We start from the raw sequence: 24,011 nt of genomic DNA on the forward strand, positions 1-24,011 counted from the left end.
TTCTCCGAAACTGCAGCTACTGATTCTTTACGTGAGATTAACACTTCGGCTTCCGGGGTGTGCAAGACCTGACGTGCCTTTTTTCACCGGCTCATTCAGAGTTATATTCAACCAGGCTCATAAAGACTGTTTGCTGGCTGCCGTAACGTTGCTTTTCGGCGTTGCGGCATCCTGCGACCACCCCTATGGTGCGCGCGATCCCAAGCTTGGAGACGAATATGCGCTATCTGCACACGATGGTCCGTGTGACCAATGTCGACGAATCCCTGGATTTTTACTGCAACAAGCTGGGCCTCAAGGAAGTCCGCCGCATCGAAAACGAACAGGGCCGCTTCACGCTGATCTTCCTGGCCGCCTCCGAGGACGAGAAAAGCGGCGTCGAAGCGCGCGCGCCGCTCGTCGAGTTGACCTACAACTGGGATCCCGAAGATTACAAAGGCGGACGTAATTTCGGCCACCTCGCCTACGAAGTCGATGACATCTACGCGACATGCCAGCGCCTGCAGGACCAGGGCGTGACGATCAACCGTCCGCCGCGCGACGGCTACATGGCCTTCATCAAGTCGCCGGACGGCATATCGATCGAGCTCCTGCAGAAGGGTGCCGCCAAGGAAAAGGCCGAACCCTGGGCCTCGATGGCCAATACCGGAAGCTGGTAATCAGCAGGGCAGCGACAGGCGCGCGCCTTCTCACATTTCCAGCGGGAACGGCCTCATGAACCGGGCCCGCCTTCATCAGCCAGCGTGACGCCAGCCAGACAGCCGAACGGAGAATTCCCATGTCGACCAGCAATGCCGACGTCACCACCGAACATGCCAGCCGCTATCTGCAGCAGCTCTGCAAGCATTGGGCACATAAGTTTCCAGTCACCTTCGATCCGAACCATGGTGAAATCGAGCTGACGATCGGCAAGACCGTGATGGATGCCGAAGCGACTGCACTGCGCATCGGGCTGACGGCAAGCGATGCCACCCAGCTGGAACAGCTCGAGCGTGTCGTGGAAGACCACATCAAGCGCTTTGCCTTCCGCGAAGAACTGGTCTTCAAATGGGTGGCGGCTTAAGCGCAGATCAGCGCTGGCCGATCATTTCCGCCAGCGCAAGAACACTGCGCCAGTTGCGCATCGTGCCGGGCACTTTGAGCGTGCGCGGCAGGATTTCGGCGAATTTCGATTTGCCCAGGCCATCCGGCGCGTGCAGGTAGAGGACATCGCCCTTGACCTCGAAACGCTCCGGGCCGGTGCATTTCTCGGCGAGCCTGCCGGTCTCCTCCGATGTCGGCTCGCGTTCCAGCACCATTGCATGCAACTTCGTCGGGTCGTCCACGATCTCGGGATAAGGGTTGTCCGTCACCAGCCGCGCGAACCAGGCCGCATCCCGCACCAGAATGCGGGAATGAAAACCCCAACGCTTATCGAACGCATCTTGCAGTGTCTTCGTCAGCACGGTGACATCGGTCTGCGCCGCGCAAAACACCACATTGCCGCTCTGCACGTAGCTCGCCACGTCGGCAAAGCCGAGTTCCTCGAAAAAGGCACGCAGCTCCGCCATCTTCACGATGCGATTGCCGCCGACATTGATGCCGGAAAACAGCGCAACGAACCCGTTCATATGATGAAACCCGCCAAGGTCTCATTGTCGGTGATGTCCTGATACTGCACGCCGTGCGTGGCGAAATTGGCGGTGAGCAGATCGAAGTTACGACGGTCCTTGGTTTCGATGCCGATCAGCACCGATCCGAAATTGCGCGCCGATTTCTTCAGGTATTCAAAGCGGGCGATGTCGTCGTCCGGACCGAGCATCTCGAGGAAATCGCGCAGTGCGCCAGGCCGCTGCGGGAAGCGGATGATGAAATATTTCTTCAATCCCTCGAAACGCAGCGCCCGCTCCTTGACGTCAGGCAGGCGTTCGAAATCGAAATTGCCACCCGATACGACGGCGACGATGGTCTTGCCCCTGATCTCCTTGCGCGGAAAATCCTTGAGCGCATCGATGGCAAGTGCACCAGCGGGCTCGAGCACGACGCCTTCGACATTCAGCATCTCGATCATGGTGGCGCAGAGCCGGTTCTCCGGCACCAGCCGCACATCGTCCCGGGAATAGCCCTTCAGATGGCGGAACGGCTCGCGACCGATCTCGGCAACGGCAGCGCCATCGACAAAATTGTCGACCCTTGCAAGCTTCACACGCTTGTCGGAGGCGAGGCTTTCCCTGAGACTCGGCGCGCCGGCAGGTTCGCAGAAAACGAAACGCGGCGCCCTGCCTTCTTGAGTGAAATAGTGTGAGACGCCGGCCGAAAGCCCGCCACCACCGACCGGCAGCATGATGATATCGGGCAGCCGCGCCCCCGGCATCTGGTCGGCGATCTCATAAGCCACCGTAGCCTGCCCCTCGATGATATCCCTGTGGTCGAACGGCGGCACCATATGCGCACCGCTCTGCTCGGTGAATTCAAAGGCGGCGCGATAGCATTCGTCGAAAAAGTCGCCGACCAATCTGATCTCGACGAATTCAGCGCCGAACAACCGTGTCTTGTCGATCTTCTGCTGGGGCGTCGTCACCGGCATGAAGACGACCCCCTTGCGGCCGAAATGCCGACAGACGAAGGCGAAACCCTGCGCGTGGTTGCCGGCCGACGCGCAGACGAAGAGCTCGGCTTCGTTGCCTTCCGCCAATGCCTTGCGGAAGAAATTGAAGGCGCCCCTGATCTTGTAGGAACGCACCGGCGTCAGATCCTCGCGCTTCAAAAGCACGCGCGCGCCATATTTGCGCGACAGGTAGTCATTCTCCTGCAAAGGCGTCTCAGGAAAGATCTGCCGCACCGCCGCTGCTGCATTGGCGACCCGGTCGGTAAAACTGGTCATGAGGCAAGTCCTTGTAGAAATTACAGCAATCGTTCCTGCCGCCATTTTGGCTTTGGCGCAACACCCCGGCCTCGACAGACACCCCGCAATGTGGTTTTCGCAGCTGCCGACTTACTTTAGCCGCACTTGGCTTGTCGGGAGACTGCTTTCAAAAGACAAGAACCGGCGGGAGTCGGATTTAGCAGGGCTGGACGTATCGTGCGTTTGAAAAGGTTCCTGATCGTTGCGATGACACTTGTTGCCGCCGGCTGCGCCAGCCAGGGGCCGCAGGAAGTGCTGGGCAGCGCCATGGTGACGGCGTCGGTTTCCGACATCGTCGGCAACCATGCGATCTTCATCACCACAACCCGCAAGCGCTCCGACGACCCCAATCAGGGCTTTGACGGTGACCGTTCGTCGACACTGAACTACGCCCGCGTCAACGTCACCGTGCCGAAGGCGCACCAGGTCGGCCAGATCGAACGCAAGAGCCGCGGCAATTCCGATGATCCGTCGAAATATTTCATGGCCTCGCAGATGGTCGGCTATGACACCGAGCCGAAATTCGAAGCTGCGTTGAATGCCGATATCGCCGCCCGCGGCGGCCGTGCCATGGTGTTCGTGCACGGATATAACACCTCGTTCGACAATGCGGTCTACCGGCTGACTCAGATCGTCAACGATTCCGGCTATCCCGGCACGCCGGTACTGTTCTCCTGGGCATCCGGCGCCTCGACCACCGGTTACGTCTACGATCGCGAGAGCGCCAGCGTCGCCCGCGACCAGCTCGAGGTCACGCTGCGCACCCTGGCCCGTTCGGGCGCACGCCGCATCGACATCGTGGCGCACTCCATGGGCACATGGGTAACGATGGAAGCCTTGCGTCAGCTGGCCATCACCGGTGACCGCAACCTGAGCGGCAAGCTGGGTGACGTGGTGCTGGCCTCACCGGACATCGACGTCGACGTGTTCAAAAGCCAGATGCGTCGCTACGGCAAACCCGACAAGCCGTTCATCGTGCTTCTGTCAGACGACGATCGTGCGCTGCGGCTCTCCGGCATCCTCGCCGGCTCGCGCCCGCGTCTCGGTGACTACAGGACGCCGCTGAACTTGCCGACTACGGTGTGACCGTGGTGGACCTGTCGTCCAAGTCAGGTACGGACTCGTTCAATCACAACAAGTTCGCCGACAATCCCGAGATGGTCAAACTGCTCGGCCAGCGACTGCGCGAAGACGACGGCTACGCCAATGACCGTACCGTCACGGACCGCATCAAACAGCTGGGCATGATGTAAATCACGGCTCAAATAATCTGGACTGGGGCAGCTCCAGCCTCTATTCGAGATCGAAGGCGCCACGCTCGGGCGCGAAGGCATCAGGATCGGCTTCATGCGCTGGAAGGCATTGTTCGTCGTCGCCATCGCGCTCTCGGCCACCGGCTGCGCCGGTTCCAATACGCACGACCTGCTCAACAGGACCGCGATCGAAGCACCCGCTTCGGCGATCGCCGCCACCCACGACATCTATGTCGCAACCACGCGTGAGGCAGCGAAAACCGAGCCACGCCAGGTGTTTGCCAGCGAGCGCTCGCTGCGCACGCAATATGCGCGCATCGACGTATCAGTGCCCAAGATCCACCAGGTGGGCCAGATCGAACGGGCCAAGGGTCGTGCTGACAGCAATCCGGCCAAGCACTTCACCGCCACCCGCGCCACACTCTACGGCAACGCCAAGGAATTCGAACAGGCGGTCGGCGCCGACATCGCCCGCAGCGACGGACGCGTGCTGGTGTTCGTGCATGGCTATAACAATGGTTTTGATGACGGTGTCTACCGCCTGACCCAAATCGTGCAGGATACCAACTATCCCGGCACGCCTGTGCTGTTCTCCTGGGCTTCGTCCGGCAAGACCACCGGCTACATCTACGACAAGGAAAGCGCCAACGCCGCTCGCGACGATCTCGAGGCGACATTGCGATTGCTGGCCAAGACCAAAGCCAAGAGCATCGACATCATCGCCCATTCCATGGGCAACTGGGTGGCTATGGAGGCCTTGCGGCAACTGGCTATCACCGGAGACCGCGACCTTTCCGGCAAGCTCGGCTATGTCGTGCTCGCCTCCCCGGACATCGATGTCGACGTCTTCAAGAAGCAGATGATGCGCTACGGCAAACCAGACCGGCCCTTCACCGTGCTCCTGTCGGCAGATGACCGCGCGCTGCAGCTTTCGACTTTCATCTCCGGCGCCAAACCGCGTGTCGGCGACTACGGCAATGCTTCCGATCTCGCGCAATACGGCGTCACCGTCGTCGACCTGACCAAGACCGAGAGCGGCGACAGGCTGAACCACGCGAAGTTCGCCGACAACCCGCTCCTGGTGCAGTTGCTCGGCAAGCAGTTGCGGACCCCGGCTGCCCTTGCTGCGGCCGAGCCCGGTGGCAACCAGCCGATCGAACAGCTTGGCACCGGTCTTGGCCAGGCCGTCGGGTCCGTGGCACAGATCGTCATCACCACGCCATTCAAGGTGTTGACGGTGGTCACCGGCGGAGAATAGCGCCTGAAAGCAACGCGCACCGTGCGCCGCTCCTCCCGCATGGATGTCATTGGGATTTCATTGCCATGTCCATGGAGCTTCACTTCCTCGATGCACGCGGCGCGCTCACGCATCACCGCGACTGGCTTCGCGGCAGCTTGCTGGAGACACATGCGAAAGCAGCAGCGTTGATGGCTATCCAGCCTCTGGACGTCATCGTGCAGACCGGAAGCTGGGTCGTCCCCGAAAAGGGACATATGGGGTATGCGCCAAGACCCGGCGTCATCTTCGTGACGGTCGACCCGGACAATCCGGCATTGCAAGCCAATGCAGAGGCATCGCTTGAGCGGATGTTTGCGCATGAGCTTCATCACGCCGCCCGCTGGGACGGGCCAGGCTATGGTTCATCTCTCGGGGAAGCGCTCATCTCGGAGGGGCTTGCCGGACATTTTGCCCAGGAACTCTATGGGGAGCCGCTTGAGCCCTGGGAGTCGCTGCCGATGAACGAAGTCCGGCCCCACCTTGGTCTGGCGGAGCAAGAATGGGACAAGACGGACTACAACCACGAAGCATGGTTCTTCGGCACGGCTGACCGGCCTGGCTGGTCGGGATATGCGCTGGGGTTCCGGCTGGTGGAACGTTTCCTGTCCGAGCATCCCGACAGCCTGGCATCAAAGCTGGTCAATACGGATGCACGCGCGTTCCGCTCTCTGCTCAGCCTGCTGTAGCAAAAGACAGGTGTTCCCGCTCGGCAACGACAGCCGTCACCCAACGGAACACGCAGCGCACCGAGTTTCGACGAAGCCGTCGCGGTTCACCATGTCATTTCTGCGATAGAGAACGCTGCAGAAAGCGGAGAAGGCGTGGTGCTGAATTGACAGGATCTATTCACACGAACAGGTCTACCTTCTCGAAGGTCCTGACGTCGACCAGCCCGACATCCGAGATGCGCAGTTCCGGGATCACCACCAGTGCCAGAAGCGAGTGCTGCATGTAGGCGTTGTTCAGCGAACAGCCCATCTTGCGCATCGCTTCGGTCAGTTTCTCGGCCTTGGCGGCTACGATCTCGGCGCGCTCATCGGACATCAGGCCGGCGATCGGCATTTCGACCAGCGCCAGTTCCTTGCCCTTCGAGTAGAGCACCACACCACCTCCGACCTCGGCGAGCCGGTTGGCGGCGAGCGCCATATCCTGCTTGTTGGTGCCGACGACGATGATGTGATGGCTGTCATGCGCCACCGATGAAGCCATCGCGCAGTCCTCGACGTAACCGAAGCCCGACACGAAGGCGTTGGTGACGCCACCAGTGCCGCGATGGCGCTCGACCAGCGCGATCTGGCAAACATCGCCTGCCCGGTCGATGGCGACCAGGCCATCCTCGACCGCAAGGTCCGCCTCCAGCGCGCGGGTCGGCGCCTGGTTCTCGATGACGCCGATGACACGGGCGCGCACCTTGTTGGCGCCCTCCGGCGCCTTGATGTCGAAATCGGCAGCGGCAAGCTGCTTGCCGAGCTTCACCGTGTTCTTGGCGCTGGCGGGATAGTCATAGGCCGGAATATCGGCCTCCAGCCTGCCGTTCGCCGCCAGCCGCACGCCACGGCCATAGACCTCGTCGATGGTCATCTCGGCGAGATTGGACACGATCAGGAAATCAGCCAGCCGTCCCGGTGCGATCGAGCCGATCTCGCGCTCCAGCCGGAAATGCTGGGCGGTGTTGATCGTCACCATCTGGATCGCCGTCACCGGCTTCAGGCCCTGTTGAATGGCGTGCCTGACGACGCGGTCCATGTGGCCGTCATTCACCAGCGTGCCGGAGTGGCTGTCGTCGGTGCACAGGATGAAGTTGCGCGGATCGATCCCCTGCTCCGTCACGGCCCTGATCTGTTCGGCGACATCGTACCAGGCGGAACCGAGCCTGAGCATCGCCTTCATGCCCTGGCGCACGCGGGCGATGGCGTCCTCGGCACGCGTGCCTTCGTGGTCGTCCTCCGGTCCACCGGCGACATAGCCGTGGAACGGCAGGCCGAGGTCCGGCGAAGCATAGTGGCCGCCCACGGTCTTGCCGGCCCTGACGGTGGCTGCAATCTCGCCCGACATGACCGGATTGTTGGCCGCCACGCCGGGAAAGTTCATGACTTCGCCCAGCCCGATGATGTTCTCCCAGGTCATCGCCTCGGCGACGTCGTCGACGGTAAGCACCGCGCCAGCATTTTCCAGCCCCGGCGCGGAAGGCACGCAAGACGGCATCTGGACATGCACGTTGATCGGCATGGCCAGCGCCTCGTCATGCATCAGCCGCACCCCAGGCAAGCCAAGCACGTTGGCGATCTCGTGGGGGTCGATGAACATCGAGGTGGTGCCGTGCGGAATCACGGCCCGGCTGAATTCGGTGACGGTCACCATGCCGCTCTCGACATGCATATGCGCGTCGCACAGGCCGGGCACCAGATAACGCCCGCCAGCGTCGACCACCACGGTATCCGGCCCGATGGCGTGGGAAGCATCAGGACCGCAGTAAGCGAAACGACCACCAATCACCGCAATGTCGGTGCCGGCGATAATCTCACCGGAGTGAACATTGACCCAGCGACCATTGCGCACCACCAGGTCGGCCGGCTTGCGTCCGGTGGCGACATCGACAAGCCGTGTCGCCATCTCGGTCCAGGGTTTGGGTCGGGGGAATGTTGCTGGAATCACGTTTCGCTTCCGTCGATCGCACTGAATTTCCCACTCTGGCAAAACTGCCGGCGGGAAACCAGTTCGATGATGACAAGCTAACGGCTCATTTGAGTGCACGCCTCCGTCTCACACGACATCACGTCGAAAGGTTGCGTGAGACAGTGAGTCAGGAAATCACGCCAAAGAACTGAAGCTAAACTGCAAATTCAGTTGGCTTGCCTTTCTCCAGCACCTTCAGGCGGTCGGCAATACCCAAAGCCTTGAAGGCGTGGGCGAGTTGTTCCTGCGTTTCGGTGAAATGCTCCCAGCCCTCATTGTGTATGGCGACAATGGTCGCCTTCTCGAAGGCCGCGGCTGCTTCGATCGCATCATTGGCATCCATGGTGACATGGAAAGCACCACGCGGCTTGGCGGAGCCGGTGAACAGCACTGCCAGGCGCACGTCGAAGCGCCGGGCGACTTCCGCAACGCCTTCGAACCAGACAGTGTCGCCGGAAACATAGATGCTCGGTCCCTTCTCATCGCCGAACGAGATGACGAAGCCGATGACATCGCCACTGATCGGCTCGAAACCGTGCGGGCCGTGCCGAGCGGGAGCGGCCGTGATCACCAGCCGCTTCCCCTGCGGGGTCTGGATGTCCACGCTCTGCCAGGGTTCGAGACCTTCGGCGAGATTTCCCAGGCGCTCGGCCCCCACCTTGGTCGTCAGCACGCGGCCAGCTTTCGGCAGGAAGGCGCGACCTGCATGATCGAGATTGTCGAAATGCTGGTCGTGGCTGAGAAGAACGGCATCGATGGGCGGCAGCTGATCCGGTCCAAGCGCCGGACCGGTCAGTTTCACCAGGCGCACCCCGCCATCATAGGCCTGCGGCGTGTCGAATGCCGGATCGGTGAGGAGATTGAGACCGCCGATGTTGATCAGGGCGGTCGGACCGCCGATCAGTGTTGCGGTGAGGTTTGCAGACAAGTCATCAGGTCCGTTCGTCATGGCACGCTCCGTTGTCCTGGCATCCACAGGGATTTGGATATCGGAACTGCCGATCGATCATCCAATGCCTTTGCGGGAACAGCGGGTGTGCCGAAATGCGCCCGCGACAACTTCTCGTCTCACGGTCTACCGATCCGTTGTACAAGACGGCACGCCGGCTATACTGCTTGCGGGTCAACCGGCGATGCTGATGTTCAAGCTATCTTCCAACAGACGCTGGTTCTGGATTGCGCTTCTGGCTGCTCTGACGGCGGCGCTCGCCATCTATGGCAGCAACTTCGCGACACGTGCTTATCTCGATCAGGCGGCATCGCGAGGCAAGACCACATTGCGGCTGGCGGTTGCTGCCTTGCAAGGACAGCTCAATCGCTTCGAGCCGCTCCCGTCCCTGATCGCCGACAATGACGACATCAAGGAGTTGCTGGCGGATCCCGGCAACCCTAAGCTTCGTGCCCGGGGCGACCTTTACCTCAAACAGATCAATGCCTTGCTGCAGTCCTCCGACATCTATGTCATCGGCCCGGATGGCGTGACGATCGTGGCCAGCAATTTCGACCGGCCGATCAGCTTCGTCGGCGAGAATTTCTCCTATCGTCCCTATTTCCAGGATGCGATCGAAGGAAAGCGCGGCCGCTTCTTCGCACTCGGCACCACTTCGCTGAAGCGCGGCTACTATTTTTCGGCTCCCGTGCATGTCGGCGATGCCATCCGTGGCGTCGTGGTGTTCAAGGTCGAGGTCGACGCCATCGAGGCATCCTGGCTTGGCGGCGACGACGAGATCATCGTCACCGATCCCGAAGGCATCATCTTCATGGCAGAGCGCCCGGAATGGCTCTACACCAGCCTGCTGCCGTTGACCCCTGAGCGGCTCGCACGTACGGCCGCTTCGCGGCGTTACGCGAACGCCTCGCTGCGCGAGCTGCCGGTCACGCGCGGAAATTTCGAAAACCGACTTTCGCTGATGACCGTCAACTTCGACAGGCAGCAGAGCGAATATCTGGTGCTGTCCGAGGCCATGCCGGATGCCGGCTGGACGATCAACGTGTTGCTGGATACCCGCTCCGCACGCACCCAGGCCTTGACGACAGTGGCCGCGGCTCTGCTGACGCTGGGCCTTGCTGCCCTGGCCGGCTTTGTCCTGTTGCAGCGGCGGGCCCGGCTGACCGAGCGCATGGAGATGCAGCGTTTTGCCCGGGAAGAGCTGGAGCGTCGCGTCGAAGAGCGCACGCACGACCTTGCGCTGGTCAACACGCGCCTCGAAACCGAAGTTGCCGAGCGACGCACGACAGAACAGCAACTGCGGCAGACACAGGCCGATCTCATCCAGGCCGGCAAGCTGGCGGCGCTTGGGCAAATGTCGGCGGCGCTGTCGCATGAGTTCAATCAACCGCTGGCGGCGGTGAAAACCTATGCCGACAACGCTGCCGTCCTCATCGAGCGCAACCGTGTCACCGAGGCGCGCGACAACGTTGCGCGCATTTCGGGTCTCGCCGACCGCATGGCCTCGATCAGCCGTCACCTTCGCAACTTCGCACGCAAGCCGAACGAAAAACTCGGCGCGATCGATCTGGCGGATGTGGTGCACGATACACAGGAAATCGTTGCCTGGCGCCTCAAGGCGGCCGATGCGACGCTGCTTGTCGACCTCGGTCGCGCGCCGCTGATGGTCAAGGCAGGTTCCGTCCGACTGCAGCAGGTGCTGGTCAACATCATCACCAACGCGGCTGACGCCGTGGAAGGCCTGCCCGACAGGCGCATCGAACTGCAGGCGCGCCGCAAGGCTGGCAGAGTGCTGGTCACTGTTCGCGATCATGGCCCGGGTGTTGCCGATGCCATCGCGGAACGGATATTCGATCCGTTCTTCTCGACAAAAGGCGTCGGCAAAGGACTGGGTCTCGGACTTTCGATTTCCTACAACATCATCAAGGACTTCGGTGGAAGCCTTGCCGTCCTGAATCATCCCGAGGGTGGTGCGCTGTTCACAATCGAACTCGAAGCCATGCGCAACACGGTGCGCGAGGCGGCCGAATGAAGCCGCCTATCGTACTGCTCGTCGACGACGAGGAAGAGCCGCGCCGGGCGGCAGCCCAATCGCTCGATCTTGCCGGACTTGCGCTGCAGGAATGCGCTTCTGCGGAGCGCGCGCTCGATTTCATCACACCAGGCTTCAACGGCGTCGTGGTATCCGACATTCGCATGCCCGGAATGGACGGAATGACGCTTCTTGCCCGCATTCGCGAAATCGATGCCGACATTCCCGTCATCCTCGTCACCGGCCACGGCGACGTTCAGCTCGCCGTGCGTGCAATGCGCGAGGGCGCCTACGACTTCCTGGAAAAGCCGTATGTCGTGCAGCACCTGATCGAAATGGCGGGGCGCGCCATCGACCGGCGCAGCCTCGTGCTTGAAAATCGCCAGTTACGCGCAGCGGCCGGCAAGAACGACGACCTCGAGACCCGCCTGCCGGGCCGCACCCAGGTGATGGTCGAGCTGCGCTACAAGCTTCGGGCCATCGCAGCCACCGATGCGGACATTCTGGTGATCGGCGATACCGGCACCGGCAAGGAGGTGGCGGCACGCGCGCTGCACGACATCAGCGGCCGCGCAACCAGACCTTTCATCGCCATCAATTGCGCGGCTCTCCCAGCCACGCTGATCGAAAGCGAATTGTTTGGCCATGAGGCGGGCGCTTTCCCAGGCGCCTTGCGGCCACGCTTCGGCAAGTTCGAGCACGCCAGGGGTGGTACTGTGCTCCTCGACGAGATCGGCTCGATGCCCGTCGACCTGCAGGCAAAGCTGCTGCGCGTCATACAGGACCGTGTCATCTACCGGCTGGGCTCCAACGAACCGATCCCGCTCGACGTGCGTTTCATCGCCACCAGCAAGGTCGACCTCGATGACGAAGTCGCGGCAGGACGCTTCCGTGCCGACCTGCTCTACCACCTCAACGTGGTAACGCTGAGAATGCCGGCGCTTGTCGCCCGGCGTGAGGACGTCCCCCTGCTTTTCCTGCAGCTGGTGCGCGAAGCCGCCGGGCGCTACCGCCGCGACGATGTCGACGTGGCGCCGCATGTCATCGCAGACATCGCCGGGCGGGATTGGCCCGGCAATGTGCGCGAACTCAGGAATGCCGCGGACCGGTTCGTGCTGGGGCTGAGCCCGGACGCCGGCGCACAGACGGCCGAATCCGCCAATGCTGACCTGCGCCTGGCGGATCGCGTCGCAGAGTTCGAAAAGGACATCATCTCGGCCGCCCTTGTCGCGCATGGCGGAAGCCGCAAGCCGGTTTACGAACAGCTCGGAATCTCGCGCAAGACGCTCTACGAAAAGATGCAGCGCTATGGACTCGACAAGAAGCAGCTTGGTGCGCCGGAGCCGGCGGACTAGGCCGATGTGTGGGAAACCACCCACGCCCGAGCCTCAATGTTACGATTTCCACCCATTGTTCGGACAGTTGAGGACGAATGCCGACATTTTTGCGCATTCGGACATTGCTTAACGCAACGGAGGCTTCTCCTATCGGCCATCCGTTCCGGCGCTGGAGGAGACCTGCGCCAGAGCAATTCTAGGAAAAGTGCGTAGCGGTTTTCCGTCCGGAATTGCGTGAAACAAGGGAACGGAGCGTTTCCGTCGAAAACGGAAACGCTCTAAACGACGATTTGGGAGGATTTCATGAAGAAGCTTATCGCCTCGCTGGCGACGGCTGCGACCTTTGCCGTTCTGGCGAGCTCTGCCGTGGCACAGACCTATCCCGACAAGACGATCACCGTGATCGTGCCGTTCGCCGCCGGCGGCCCGACCGACACGGTCACCCGTCTGGTCGCCGAGTCGATGTCCAAGGACCTCGGCCAGCAGCTGATCGTGGAAAATGTTGGCGGTGCCGGTGGCACGCTAGGTGCAGCCCGCGTCGCCGAAGCCGATCCCGATGGCTACACGCTGCTCCTGCATCATATCGGCATGGCCACCAGCGCCACGCTCTACCGCAAGCTCGCCTACGACACGCTGAATGCGTTCGACTATGTCGGTCTGGTCACCGAAGTGCCGATGACGATCGTCACGCGCAAGGATTTCGAGCCCGCTGATCTCAAGGGCCTGATCGACTACGTCAAGGCCAACAAGGACAAGGTGACGCTTGCCAATGCCGGCATCGGTGCCGCCTCGCATCTTTGCGGCATGATGTTCATGAACGCCATCCAGACGCAGTTCGTGACGGTGCCGTACAAGGGCACTGGCCCGGCAATGACCGACCTGCTCGGCGGCCAGGTCGACATCATGTGCGACCAGACCACCAACACGACCAAGCAGATCCAGGGCGGCACGATCAAGGCCTACGCCGTCACCTCGCCTGCCCGTCTCGACGTGCTGCCCAACATCCCGACCACCGAGGAAGCTGGCCTGCCGGGCTTCCAGGTCGGCATCTGGCACGGCCTCTACGCGCCGAAAGGCACGCCGCCGGAAGTGCTCGACAAGCTCAGCAAGTCGCTGCAGAAGGCGCTGAAGGATGAGAACGTCATCGCCCGCTTCGCAGAACTCGGCACCAAGCCTTCGCCCGAGGCCGACGCCACGCCGGCAGCGCTCAAGGCCAAGCTGGAGAGCGAAGTCGCCCGCTGGAAGCCGGTGATCGAGGCTGCCGGCCAATACGCAGACTGACACTTCGAAAGGCCGGACGAGCATCCCTCGTCCGGCTTTCACCTTGCCGGCCGTCTTGCTCGGACTGAAGATGCATGCGGCCGCATGAAGCAAAGTCTTGCGTCAGGCCTCTGGAGGGAACCGTGAACAAGCTTTCCATCGATCCGACGAACGGCGCGTGCGGGGCGATCTTCGTCGCCGCCGGCCTGTTCTTCGGCTACCAGTCACTCGGCCAGGAGATCGGCACTGCCTTTCGCATGGGACCGGGTTATTTCCCGCTCGTCCTGTCAGGCATCCTGATCGTGCTCGGCGCCATCATCGCCATCCAGGCTACCCGCGTCGCCGGCGAACCGATCGGCGCGATCGCCTGGCGTGGCATGTTCTTCATCCTGCCGGCGCCGATCTTCTTCGGGCTCACAGTACGCGGCCTCGGTTTCGTGCCGTCGCTGTTCATCACCGCACTGATCGCAGCCTTCGCCTCGCAGCGGATGCGGCCGGGTACCGCGATCATCGTGGCGCTGGCGCTTACCATCTTCTCCACCTTCGTGTTCAGCTATGCACTCGGCTTGCCGTTCCAACGGTTCGGTCCGTGGCTGGCCTGGTTCGGAGCCTGAGCCATGGAGCTTTTCGATAATCTCGCGCTCGGGTTCGTCACGGCCTCCACGCTGTGGAACCTGATTTTCTGCCTGGTCGGCGTCCTTCTCGGCACGCTGATCGGCGTGCTGCCCGGCATTGGCGCAACCGCGACCATTGCCATGCTGTTGCCGGTCACCTTCCAGATCGGCGATCCGGTTTCGTCGCTGATCATGCTGGCAGGCATCTATTACGGCGCCCAGTACGGCGGCTCCACCACGGCCATCCTGATCAACATGCCGGGCGAGTCCTCCTCGGCCGTCACCGCCATCGACGGCTACCAGATGGCGCGCAACGGCCGCGCGGGAGCAGCACTTGCCACTGCCGCACTCGGTTCCTTCTTCGCCGGCACGGTGGCAACCTTCCTGGTCGCGCTGTTTGCACCGCCGCTGACGAAGATCGCACTGCAGTTCGGTTCAGCCGAATACTTCTCGTTGATGGTCGTCGGACTGGTGTCTTCGATCGCGCTCGCCCATGGTTCGGTGATCAAGGCACTGGCCATGGTGGTGCTCGGCCTCCTGCTCGGCCTGGTCGGCTCGGACATTTTCGAGGGTACGCCCCGCTTCACCCTCGGCATCCGCGAGTTCGCCGATGGCCTCAACTTTGTCGCGGTGGCGGTGGGTGTCTTCGGCGTAGCCGAGATACTGCGCAATCTCGAGAACGAGCATGACCGCTCGGTGATGATCCGCAAGGTGACCGGATTGATGCCGACACGGGAGGATTTCCGGCGCATGGCGGCTCCCGTGCTGCGCGGCACCGGGCTTGGTTCGGTGCTGGGCATCCTGCCCGGCGGCGGCGCCATCCTTGCCTCTTTCGCCTCCTACACGCTGGAAAAGCGTGTCGCCAGGAACCCGGAGGAATTCGGCAAGGGTGCGATCGAAGGCGTGGCAGGGCCGGAATCGGCCAACAACGCCGCGGCACAGACCTCGTTCATCCCGATGCTGACGCTGGGCATCCCCGCAAACCCGGTGATGGCGCTGATGATCGGCGCAATGATCATCCAGGGCATCGTGCCCGGACCCGACGTCGCCGCCGAACGGCCGGCGCTGTTCTGGGGGCTGATCGCCTCGATGTGGATCGGCAACCTGATGCTGATCGTGCTCAACCTGCCGTTGATCGGGCTGTGGGTAAGACTGCTCACCGTGCCGTATCAGGTGCTGTTCCCGGCGATCATGGCGTTCTCGGCGATCGGCGTCTATTCAGTGAAGTCGAGCGCGTGGGATCTCTACTCGGTCGCCTTCTTCGGCTTCGTCGGCTACGTGCTCGCCAAGCTGCGCTGCGAACCCGCTCCGCTGCTGCTCGGCTTCGTGCTCGGTCCGCTGTTCGAGGAAAACCTGCGCCGGGCCATGATCCTGTCGCGCGGCGATCCGACGATCTTCGTCACCAGGCCGATCAGCGCCATCCTGCTGCTGGCCGCCGCCCTGGTCCTGGTGGTCGTGCTGTTGCCGTCGGTGCGCAAGAAGCGCGAGGAAGTGTTCGTCGAAGAAGACGCCTGAATCCAACCCTCCATGCTGGCATTCATCAACAGCGACGGCGCTGCCGTCGCTGTTGACTTTTCTGGAGGTAAGGGAGTTGATCTCGCCTTCCCTTCTGGAGGATCGCCCCGATGTCGCGTTTGTGGACTGCCCTGACCGTTGCTGTCTTGCTGCTGTTTGCCGGCGTAGCCCATGCCGAAGAACGCTGGCAGACCTTGCCCGAGCCGGCGCCGATGCCCAAGGCCGACGAAAGCGGCTATGCGCCCGTCAACGGTATCCAGATGTACTACGCCGTTTACGGCAAGGGCGATCCGGTGCTGCTGATCCATGGCGGACTCGGCCACGCCGACATCTGGTCGAACCAGGTGACGGAGCTGGCCAAGACGCACAAGGTGATCGTTGCCGACAGCCGCGGCCACGGTCGCTCGACCCGCACGGAAGAGCCGTTCGGCTACGACCTCATGGCATCGGACTACGTTGCCCTGCTCCACCACCTCAAGATCGACAAGACGGCACTGGTCGGCTGGAGCGACGGCGGCATCATCGGCATAGACCTCGCCATGAACCACCCCGAGCGGCTGACGCGGGTGTTTGCGCAGGCCGCCAACGTCACCACGGACGGCGTCGATCCGGGCGTGCTGACCAACAAGACCTTCGCCGCCTATATCGAGCGCTCCGGCCGTGACTACAAAAAACTGTCCAGGACGCCGGACCAGTACGACGCGTTCATCGGCCAGATCAGCAAGATGTGGGAGACGCAGCCGAACTGGAACAAGGAACAGCTCTCCAGGATCACCACGTCGATCGCCATCGTTGCCGGCGACCATGACGAGGCGATCAAGCGCGAGCACACCGATGCCATGGCCAGGATGATCCCCGGCGCGACCGAAATCATCCTGCCCGATGCCAGCCACTTCGCGATGCTGCAGGCGCCCGACGAATACAACAAGGCAGTGCTCGACTTCATCGACGCCAGGTAAAGCGAAGCGCTGTCTCGCCTGGCACGCGACAGCGCCTTCATCCGCTTCTCCAATCTGATCATCAGACGCCGAAATTCGCGCCGGAAAGCCGTGAAACCGCTATTGAAATCGATTTCATTCCTGATACTGTCGCATTGTCGCACTCAGGGAGGATCAATAATGAAGAAGGCGATCGTATTAGCTTTGACGGCCACCACTGCGCTGGCCGTATCGGCATTTTCCACCTACGCAGCGGATTTCAAGATTGGCCTTTCCAACGGCTGGGTCGGTTCCGAATGGCGCACGCAGATGATCGAAGAGGCACAGGCCGCGGCTGCCGCCTGGAAGGACAAGGGCGTCAATGTCGAAGTCGTGGTGCAGAGCGCCAATGTCGACGTGCCCGGTCAGATCGCGCAGGTGCGCAATTTCATGAGCCAGGGCGTCAACGCCATCATCATCAATCCGAACAGCCCGACCGCATTCGACCCGATCTTCAAGCAGGCGAAGGACGCCGGCATCATGGTGATCGCAACCGACGCCGAAGTGTCCTCCAAGGACGCTACCTATGTCGGCATCGACCAGAAGGCGTGGGGCGCTGCCGGCGCCAAATGGCTGGCCGAGACGCTTGGTGGCAAGGGCAATGTCGTCGCCATCAACGGCGTTGCCGGTCATCCAGCCAATGAGATGCGCGTTGCCGGCTACAAGGAAGTGTTCGGTCAGTATCCCGACATCAAGATCGTCAACGAAGTGAATGCCAACTGGGATCAGGCGCAGGGCCAACAGGCCATGCAGAACCTGCTCGCCACCTATCCCGACATCACCGGGGTCTGGGTGCAGGATGGCATGGCTGCAGGCGCCTGGAAGTCGATCATCGATGCCAACAAGCAGTCGTCGATCGCCGCGACCGGCGAAATCCGTAAGGACTTCATCGACCTCTGGAAGAAGGACAAGCTGAATTCCGGGGCCTCGGTGAATCCGCCCGGCGTCATGGCCAGCGCGCTCAACGTCGCCGTGCTGATGCTGCAGGGCAAGGAACTGAAAGAACCGGCGACGGCCGGTCAGTACGGCAATGCCATGTATCTGCCGATCCCGTTCATCGACAACAAGAACCTCGATGACGCGGTTAAGGCCGTGGACGGCAAGCCCGGCTACTACTCTTTCACCAGCCAGCTTTCGATCGAAGACGCCGAAAAGCTCTTCAAATAGAAGGTCTCAGGACCTCCGCCCGGCAGCTTGTGCGCCGGGCGGACCCGGGACGATTTTTCAAGTAAGCTGATCATCCGGGGCTCTCCCCGATAGCCGAAGGAACGGCTTCGATGTCCGAACTCATTGTTCGCGGCGCGCGCAAGGCCTATGGCGCAACGGTCGCGCTGAGCCGCGGCGACCTGCATCTCAGACCTGGCGAAGTGCATGTGCTGATCGGCTCGAACGGATCGGGCAAAAGCACGCTGTGCAAGATCGTCGCCGGCAGTGTGAAGCCGGATGCCGGCGACGTGCTGCTGGACGGAAAGCCTGTCACCATCGACGGCCCTCGTGCGGCGCGGGCACTCGGCATCGGCATCTTCTACCAGGAACTCAGCCTGGCTGCCCGTCGCACGGTCGCCGAAAACATCCTGCTGCCGGCAATGCCGGTGAAGGGTGGCATCTTCGTCGACCGGGCCGAACTGGAAGAACGGACCGCCCGGATCATCGCTGAATTCCAGGACGTTGCCGGCGAAGGCTTTGCCGCCGATGTGACCGTAGACAGGCTGCGCGCCGACCAGCGTCAGCTGGTCGAGATCATGAAGGCACTCGCCAGCGAGGCCCCAATCCTCATTTTCGATGAACCGACGTCCGCGCTTGACCGCGCCCAGGTCGATCGTTTCTTCGAGATCCTGCGTCGCCTGAAACAGGAAGGCCGCGCCATGGTGTTCATCTCGCACCGCATGGACGAGATCTTCTCGATCGGCGACCGGGTCACCGTCATTCGCGACGGTGCCACCGTCGCCTCCTCCGCGATCGCCGAGACCAGCGCCGATCAGGTGATCCGCCAGATGGTGGGCGAACGCGAGGCGCTGGCGGCCGAAAGCAAGCCGCCAGTCCCGGTGGCCGCCGGCGAACCGATGCTGTCCGTAGCCAATCTCGGTGGCACCGGCTTCCGCGATGTTTCCTTCAGCGTTGGCAAGGGTGAGATCCTCGGTTTCGGCGGACTGCACGGCCAGGGCCAATCGTCTGTCCTGCGCGCCATTTTCGGCGCACTGGCCCACAACGCGGGAACGATCGAGGTCAGTAGCAAGGCCTGCGCTGCACGCACCCCGGCCGAGGCCATCCGCAACGGTATCGCCTATGTCTCCGGCGACCGCGGCCGCGACGGCACCTTGACCGGCCGGCCGATCCTGGAAAATGTCACCCCGATCCACTTCCTGCGCAACAGGCTGCATCTTGCTCGCCCGGGCGCTCTCACAACCCTTGCCGACGGCCCGCTGAAGGCACTGAAGACCAAATTCCAGGATATCGGCCAGCCGGTGAATTCGCTGTCCGGCGGCAACCAGCAAAAGGTGGTGATCGCACGCTGGCTGATCGATCGCCCCGCGATCCTGCTGCTCGACGACCCGACCAAAGGCATCGACCTTGCCGCAAAGTCGGATCTTTTCCAGCTCATCCGCTCGCTCGCCGCGGAAGGCATGGGTATCGTGCTTTATTCCTCCGAGGACGCCGAATTGCTTGCCAATGCCGATCGTATCCTGGTCTTCAATTCAGGCGTGGTGACGCGCGAACTGCAGGGCGAAGACCGAACCCGCTACAATCTTTATCACGCCGCATATGAGGCTGCCTGATGAGCAACGCAGCCACCCAGACCGGTGCCGGCGGCCTTGGTCGCCTGATCCGTCGCTATCCTTTCGTGCCGGCCCTGATCATCCTCATCCTGCTTTTGGCACTCAACGGCATCTTCGAGCCGCGCAGTCTGAGCTTCCGCTCGATGACGGGGCTCGTCTCGACCTATCTGGCGCTGATGATGCTGGCGGTGGCGCAGACCTATGTCGTCTTTTCCGGCGACATCGACCTGTCTGCCGGCAGCATCGTGTCGCTGGTCAATGTCTCGGTGATCGTGCTGATGCAGAAATGGGGCGGCGACGGTTTCGCCGTCATCGCGGCCTGCCTGGCCGGCGCACTGATCGGGCTGGCCTGCGGGCTGATCAACGGCATCGTCGTTGCCGGACTGAGACTGCAAGCGATCGTCGCCACCTTCGCAACCTCCATCTTCTTCACCGGCCTGGCGCTGACCGTGTTGCCGGTGGCCGGCACACCGGCTCCCGAAGCCTATTGGACGACCTATGGCGGCCGTTTCCTGGGCATTCCTTTCGTGTTTTATGCCGTCGCCGCAGTGGCAGTCCTGCTCGCCGTCCTGATGCGCATGCGCTTGACCACGCAGATGCTGGCGGTCGGCGACGACCAGCAGGCGGCGTTCCAGAGCGGACTGCCGGTAACTGTAATCCGCATCAAGGGTTACGTTTTCTGCGGTCTCTTCGCGGCACTCGCCGCGCTCTGCATTACCGGCGACACCGCGAGCGGTGATCCGCTGGTCGGCGGCAAGATGACGCTTTATTCAGTCGCCGCCGTGGTTCTGGGCGGCTCGGCACTGGCAGGCGGTTTCGGCACGGTGACGGGGTCCCTGATCGGCGCGCTCATCATCGGCCTCATCAACGCGCTTGTCTTCTTTGTCGGTACGCCTTCGGAATGGCAGAACTTCGTGCAGGGCCTTGCCATCCTGCTGGCCCTGATGACCGGCATCCTCGTCAGCCGCGGAGCACGGGCATGAGCACCGACGCCCTCCCCTCCAAGCCAACCGCGAACGCCGCTCTGGCTTTCCTGAAGAAACCGCTCGTGGTGGCACTCATCCTGATCGTGCTGCTGCTTGCCGTCGGCGAATGGCTGTCGCCGGGCTTCGCCTCGCCGGGGCAGATCCTGAGGTTGCTGATCGTCGCCGCCCTGCTCGGCATCGTCGCGGCCGGCCAGAACCTCGTCATCCTTGGTGGACGTGAAGGCATAGATCTGTCGGTCGGCGGCATCGTCTCGCTGGCTGCGATCCTGGCCGGCAATGTCATGAACGGCACCGATGGCGGCATCCTGCCGGCAATCCTGGTCTGCATCGTCGTCGGCGCCCTGTTCGGCCTCATCAACGGTGTCGGCGTGACGCTGCTGCGCATTCCACCGCTGGTGATGACGCTTGGCATGCTTGGCGTGCTGCAGGGTCTTCTTGTGGTGATCCGCAACGGTATCCCCTCCGGCCGCGCAGCCCCCGGTCTCTCTGATTTCGTCGTCAAACCGTTCCTGCTCGGCCTGCCCGGCATCATCTGGCTGTGGCTGCTGATCGGGCTCGCCATGGCGTTCCTGCTGCGCCGCACGGTGTTCGGCTACCGCGTCTATGCGATCGGCTCCAACGAGCAGGCAGCCTTCATGGCCGGGGTTCCGGTGAAAACAACTCGCGTCGCGCTGTTCATGCTCTCCGGGGTTTTCGCGGCCATCGCCGGCATGTGCCTGCTCGGCTATTCCGGCTCCTCCTTCGCCAATGTCGGCGAACAGTACATGCTGCCCTCGATCATCGCTGTGGTACTCGGTGGCACGCCGCTCTCAGGTGGCAAGGGCGGCTACACCGGCACGATGGCTGGCGCCGTGCTGCTGGTTCTGCTCCAGAGCATCCTGACCACGGTCCATATCGATGAGGCCGGCCGGCAGATGGTTTTCGGCGCAACGCTGGTGGCGCTGATGCTGTTCTATGGACGCGCCAAGGCGATGCGGGGCTGACCAGGATGTCGGGACCCGCCAAGATCAAGGACATCGCCGCGCGCGCCGGCGTTTCCCCCGCTACGGTCTCTCGCGCGCTTTCCGACACGGGCCTCGTGGCCGAGCCGACGTTGTCGCGCATCCGCGAAGTGGCGCAGATGCTGAACTACCGGCCCAATGTCAGCGCCCGCAACCTGCGCACCCAGAAATCCATGGCCGTGCTGATGGTGGTGCGCGACGTCGGCAACCCCTTCTATCTCGAGATCATGAAGGGCGTCGAAGCGACCGCGCGCGCCGCCGGCTATTCGGTCCTGATGGGCAACACCGAAAACAACGCCGAACGCGAGGTCGAATATTTCGACATGCTGCGCGACGGTCATGCCGACGGCATGATCCTGATCACTGGCAAATTGCCCTGGTCGCCCGAGGAAAGTCGATCACACCTCCAGGGCCTGCCGGTGGTGGTGGCGCTGGAAACGATCGAAGGCATGGGGCTGCCGCATGTGCAGATCGACAATCTCGGTGCCTCGCGCAGCGCGGTCGAACACCTGATCGGGCTCGGCCATCGTGCGATCGCCCATATCTGCGGCCCCATCCCTGAAATCATGGCGGTTCGCCGCCGTGATGGATTTCGCCAGGCCATGCAGGCGGCCAGATTGCCTATACCGGACGGCTACGAGCCCATCGGCGACTATCTGCTGCATTCGGGCGAAACACTGTGCCGCGCGCTGTTCGAGCGGCCCGACCGGCCAACCGCACTGTTTGTCGCCAACGACGAAATGGCCTTCGGTGCTATCAACGAGTTGCGCAGGCTGGGCCTCGACGTACCGGGGGACATTTCCGTGGTCGGCTTCGACGACCTGTTCCTCAGCCAGGCCTATTATCCACCGCTGACAACCGTGCGCCAGCCGCGCGCCGAGATCGGCCAGGAAGCGATGCGGCGCCTGCTGCGGGTGCTGGCCGGAGAAGAAATCGAGGCCGAAACGCTGGAGATGCCGACAATGCTGCAGATCCGCGGCTCGACCGCCCGGCCCAAATCAATCTGAAAGACAAAAACAGGAAGGACGACCATGGCACAGTTGCCGAAGGAGAGATTGCGCGTCGGATTCGTGGGCACGGGCTTCATCGCCCAGTTCCATCTGAAGTCGCTGGTCGGCGTGCGCAACATCGACGTCGTCGGCGTCTACAGCCGCAGCAACGAAAAGCGCGAACACTTCGTCAGGCTGGCGGAAGAGATCGGTCTCGGCGACTGCAGGAACCACGACAGCCTGGAAAGCCTGCTCGGCGATCCGACGCTCGACGCCGTGTGGATCCTATCGCCGAACTACACGCGCCTCGACGTCATGCGCACGCTGCACGCGGAGATCAAGGCCGGCCGATCCAGGGTGTTCGCGGTTGCATGCGAAAAGCCGCTGGCGCGCACCGTTGCCGAAGCGCGCGAAATGCTGAGGCTGGCCGAAGACGCGGGACTGAACCACGGCTATCTCGAAAACCAGGTGTTTGCGACGCCGGTCATCCGCGGCAAGGAGATCATCTGGCGGCGTGCCGCATCGACCACCGGCCGCCCCTATCTCGCCCGTGCTGCCGAAGAGCATTCCGGCCCGCACGAGGCATGGTTCTGGCAAGGCGACAAGCAGGGCGGCGGCGTGCTGTCGGACATGATGTGCCACAGCCTCGAGGTCGCGCGTCATCTGCTGACGGCGCCCGGCGCGGCACGCGGTTCGCTGAAGGTCAAATCGGTGAACGGAACCGTTGCCAACCTCAAATGGACCCGGCCGCATTACGCAGACGAGCTCGCCCGCCGCTTCGGCTCCGGTGTCGACTACCGCAACCATCCCTCTGAAGATTTTGCGCGTGGCGTGGTGGCGCTGGAGGACGAGGCCGGCAACGAACTGATGATCGAAGCCACCACGTCCTGGGCCTATGTCGGCGCCGGCCTGCGCATCCAGCTCGAACTGCTCGGCCCCGAATATGCAATGGAATTCAATTCACTCGGCACCGGTCTGAAGATATTCATGTCGCGTGCGGTGCAGGGGTCGGAAGGCGAGGACCTCGTCGAGAAGCAGAATGCCGAGCAGGGCCTGATGCCGGTGCTGGAGGATGAAGCCGGCGTCTATGGCTACACCGACGAGAACCGCCACATGACCGAGTGTTTCCGCAAAGGCGAGACCCCGCTGGAAACCTTCCACGACGGTCTTGCGGTCGTGGAAATGATGATGGGGCTCTACAAATCGGCGGAGACCGGCGAGACGGTGCGGTTCCCGGCGCCAAACCTCGAGCACTATGTGCCGCCGGTGGCACGCCGCTAAGTACAGGCGGCGAAGCGATACGGCTGAAGAGGCAGACCTCACCCGCCGCAAGGCTGATCGCGTTTAATTGCCATCCTCAAGGCAAGGTGCCTCCTGCGCCTTGCCTTTCTGATTTGTTTGTTTGACGGAATGTCCGGGAAAGGGCCTGTGGCTTGTCCCGCAAGCCAATCGACAAGCCCTGCGCGCCAAATTATCTATGAA

Annotated in this window: 20 protein-coding genes and 1 pseudogene; 17 read left to right on the forward strand and 4 right to left on the reverse strand. The window is 62.4% G+C overall.

Annotated features, from left to right (window positions below; all coding sequences use genetic code 11):
- Positions 1–218: 218 nt before the first annotated feature.
- The gene (gene gloA, locus C1M53_RS30240) at positions 219–659 is read left to right on the forward strand and encodes a lactoylglutathione lyase (protein ID WP_129415725.1); all 441 of its coding nucleotides are present in this window, start codon (positions 219–221) and stop codon (positions 657–659) included.
- Positions 660–778: 119 nt separating this feature from the next.
- Positions 779–1,063: a DUF2218 domain-containing protein gene (locus tag C1M53_RS30245; protein WP_129415726.1), complete on the forward strand. Its 285-nt coding sequence runs from the start codon at positions 779–781 to the stop codon at positions 1,061–1,063.
- A 7-nt stretch (positions 1,064–1,070) separates the two neighbouring features.
- On the opposite strand, the gene C1M53_RS30250 is transcribed toward C1M53_RS30245, so the two are convergent.
- Both C1M53_RS30250 and ilvA read right to left on the reverse strand, forming a co-directional pair.
- Positions 1,071–1,610: a DUF1697 domain-containing protein gene (locus tag C1M53_RS30250; protein WP_129415727.1), complete on the reverse strand. Its 540-nt coding sequence runs from the start codon at positions 1,608–1,610 to the stop codon at positions 1,071–1,073.
- Positions 1,607–2,863 (reverse strand): threonine ammonia-lyase IlvA, encoded by a 1,257-nt coding sequence (gene ilvA / locus C1M53_RS30255; protein WP_129415728.1) that lies wholly within the window; start codon positions 2,861–2,863, stop codon positions 1,607–1,609. Before ilvA ends, C1M53_RS30250 begins: the two co-directional genes overlap by 4 nt.
- Before the next feature lie 228 nt (positions 2,864–3,091).
- Here ilvA and C1M53_RS30260 point away from each other — a divergent pair.
- The 3 genes and pseudogenes from C1M53_RS30260 to C1M53_RS30270 all read left to right on the forward strand — a co-directional run bounded on the left by C1M53_RS30260 (position 3,092) and on the right by C1M53_RS30270 (position 6,102).
- Positions 3,092–4,137 (forward strand): annotated as a pseudogene (locus C1M53_RS30260) (alpha/beta hydrolase).
- A 94-nt stretch (positions 4,138–4,231) separates the two neighbouring features.
- Positions 4,232–5,395 (forward strand): alpha/beta hydrolase, encoded by a 1,164-nt coding sequence (locus C1M53_RS30265; RefSeq protein WP_129415729.1) that lies wholly within the window; start codon positions 4,232–4,234, stop codon positions 5,393–5,395.
- 65 nt (positions 5,396–5,460) lie between these two features.
- A complete protein-coding gene (locus C1M53_RS30270; protein ID WP_129415730.1) occupies positions 5,461–6,102 on the forward strand; it encodes a DUF2268 domain-containing putative Zn-dependent protease in 642 nt (213 codons plus the stop codon).
- 160 nt (positions 6,103–6,262) lie between these two features.
- Here the strand turns inward: C1M53_RS30270 and ade are convergent, their stop codons facing one another.
- Positions 6,263–8,029: an adenine deaminase gene (ade, locus tag C1M53_RS30275; RefSeq protein ID WP_129416425.1), complete on the reverse strand. Its 1,767-nt coding sequence runs from the start codon at positions 8,027–8,029 to the stop codon at positions 6,263–6,265.
- Positions 8,030–8,246: 217 nt separating this feature from the next.
- On the reverse strand, positions 8,247–9,041 hold the full coding sequence (locus C1M53_RS30280) for an MBL fold metallo-hydrolase (protein WP_129415731.1): 795 nt from the start codon (positions 9,039–9,041) through the stop codon (positions 8,247–8,249).
- Between the two features lie 190 nt (positions 9,042–9,231).
- Between C1M53_RS30280 and C1M53_RS30285 the strand changes: the two genes are divergently transcribed.
- The 12 genes from C1M53_RS30285 (at position 9,232) to C1M53_RS30340 (ending at position 23,810) form a co-directional block, all read left to right on the forward strand.
- Entirely contained in the window at positions 9,232–11,073 is a 1,842-nt protein-coding gene (locus tag C1M53_RS30285) for a sensor histidine kinase (protein WP_129415732.1), read from the forward strand.
- Positions 11,070–12,428 (forward strand): sigma-54 dependent transcriptional regulator, encoded by a 1,359-nt coding sequence (locus tag C1M53_RS30290; RefSeq protein ID WP_129415733.1) that lies wholly within the window; start codon positions 11,070–11,072, stop codon positions 12,426–12,428. Before C1M53_RS30285 ends, C1M53_RS30290 begins: the two co-directional genes overlap by 4 nt.
- Positions 12,429–12,713: 285 nt before the next feature.
- Positions 12,714–13,691, forward strand: a complete 978-nt coding sequence (locus C1M53_RS30295) for a tripartite tricarboxylate transporter substrate-binding protein (protein ID WP_129415734.1) — start codon at positions 12,714–12,716, stop codon at positions 13,689–13,691.
- Positions 13,692–13,813: 122 nt separating this feature from the next.
- The gene (locus C1M53_RS30300; RefSeq protein WP_129415735.1) at positions 13,814–14,284 is read left to right on the forward strand and encodes a tripartite tricarboxylate transporter TctB family protein; all 471 of its coding nucleotides are present in this window, start codon (positions 13,814–13,816) and stop codon (positions 14,282–14,284) included.
- 3 nt (positions 14,285–14,287) lie between these two features.
- Complete coding sequence (locus C1M53_RS30305; protein ID WP_129415736.1) at positions 14,288–15,799, forward strand: tripartite tricarboxylate transporter permease; 1,512 nt, start codon at positions 14,288–14,290, stop codon at positions 15,797–15,799.
- A 110-nt stretch (positions 15,800–15,909) separates the two neighbouring features.
- A complete protein-coding gene (locus tag C1M53_RS30310) occupies positions 15,910–16,758 on the forward strand; it encodes an alpha/beta hydrolase (RefSeq protein WP_129415737.1) in 849 nt (282 codons plus the stop codon).
- Positions 16,759–16,917: 159 nt separating this feature from the next.
- Positions 16,918–17,943, forward strand: a complete 1,026-nt coding sequence (locus C1M53_RS30315) for an ABC transporter substrate-binding protein (protein ID WP_129415738.1) — start codon at positions 16,918–16,920, stop codon at positions 17,941–17,943.
- 110 nt (positions 17,944–18,053) lie between these two features.
- Positions 18,054–19,553: a sugar ABC transporter ATP-binding protein gene (locus tag C1M53_RS30320; RefSeq protein WP_129415739.1), complete on the forward strand. Its 1,500-nt coding sequence runs from the start codon at positions 18,054–18,056 to the stop codon at positions 19,551–19,553.
- Entirely contained in the window at positions 19,553–20,536 is a 984-nt protein-coding gene (locus C1M53_RS30325; RefSeq protein ID WP_129415740.1) for an ABC transporter permease, read from the forward strand. Before C1M53_RS30320 ends, C1M53_RS30325 begins: the two co-directional genes overlap by 1 nt.
- Complete coding sequence (locus C1M53_RS30330) at positions 20,533–21,522, forward strand: ABC transporter permease (protein ID WP_129415741.1); 990 nt, start codon at positions 20,533–20,535, stop codon at positions 21,520–21,522. Before C1M53_RS30325 ends, C1M53_RS30330 begins: the two co-directional genes overlap by 4 nt.
- A 5-nt stretch (positions 21,523–21,527) precedes the next feature.
- On the forward strand, positions 21,528–22,547 hold the full coding sequence (locus C1M53_RS30335; protein WP_129415742.1) for a LacI family DNA-binding transcriptional regulator: 1,020 nt from the start codon (positions 21,528–21,530) through the stop codon (positions 22,545–22,547).
- 24 nt (positions 22,548–22,571) lie between these two features.
- Positions 22,572–23,810: a Gfo/Idh/MocA family oxidoreductase gene (locus C1M53_RS30340; protein WP_129415743.1), complete on the forward strand. Its 1,239-nt coding sequence runs from the start codon at positions 22,572–22,574 to the stop codon at positions 23,808–23,810.
- Positions 23,811–24,011 lie beyond the last annotated feature (201 nt).

Origin of the sequence: Mesorhizobium sp. Pch-S (assembly GCF_004136315.1) — a bacterium.
Taxonomy (GTDB): Bacteria; Pseudomonadota; Alphaproteobacteria; order Rhizobiales; family Rhizobiaceae; genus Mesorhizobium.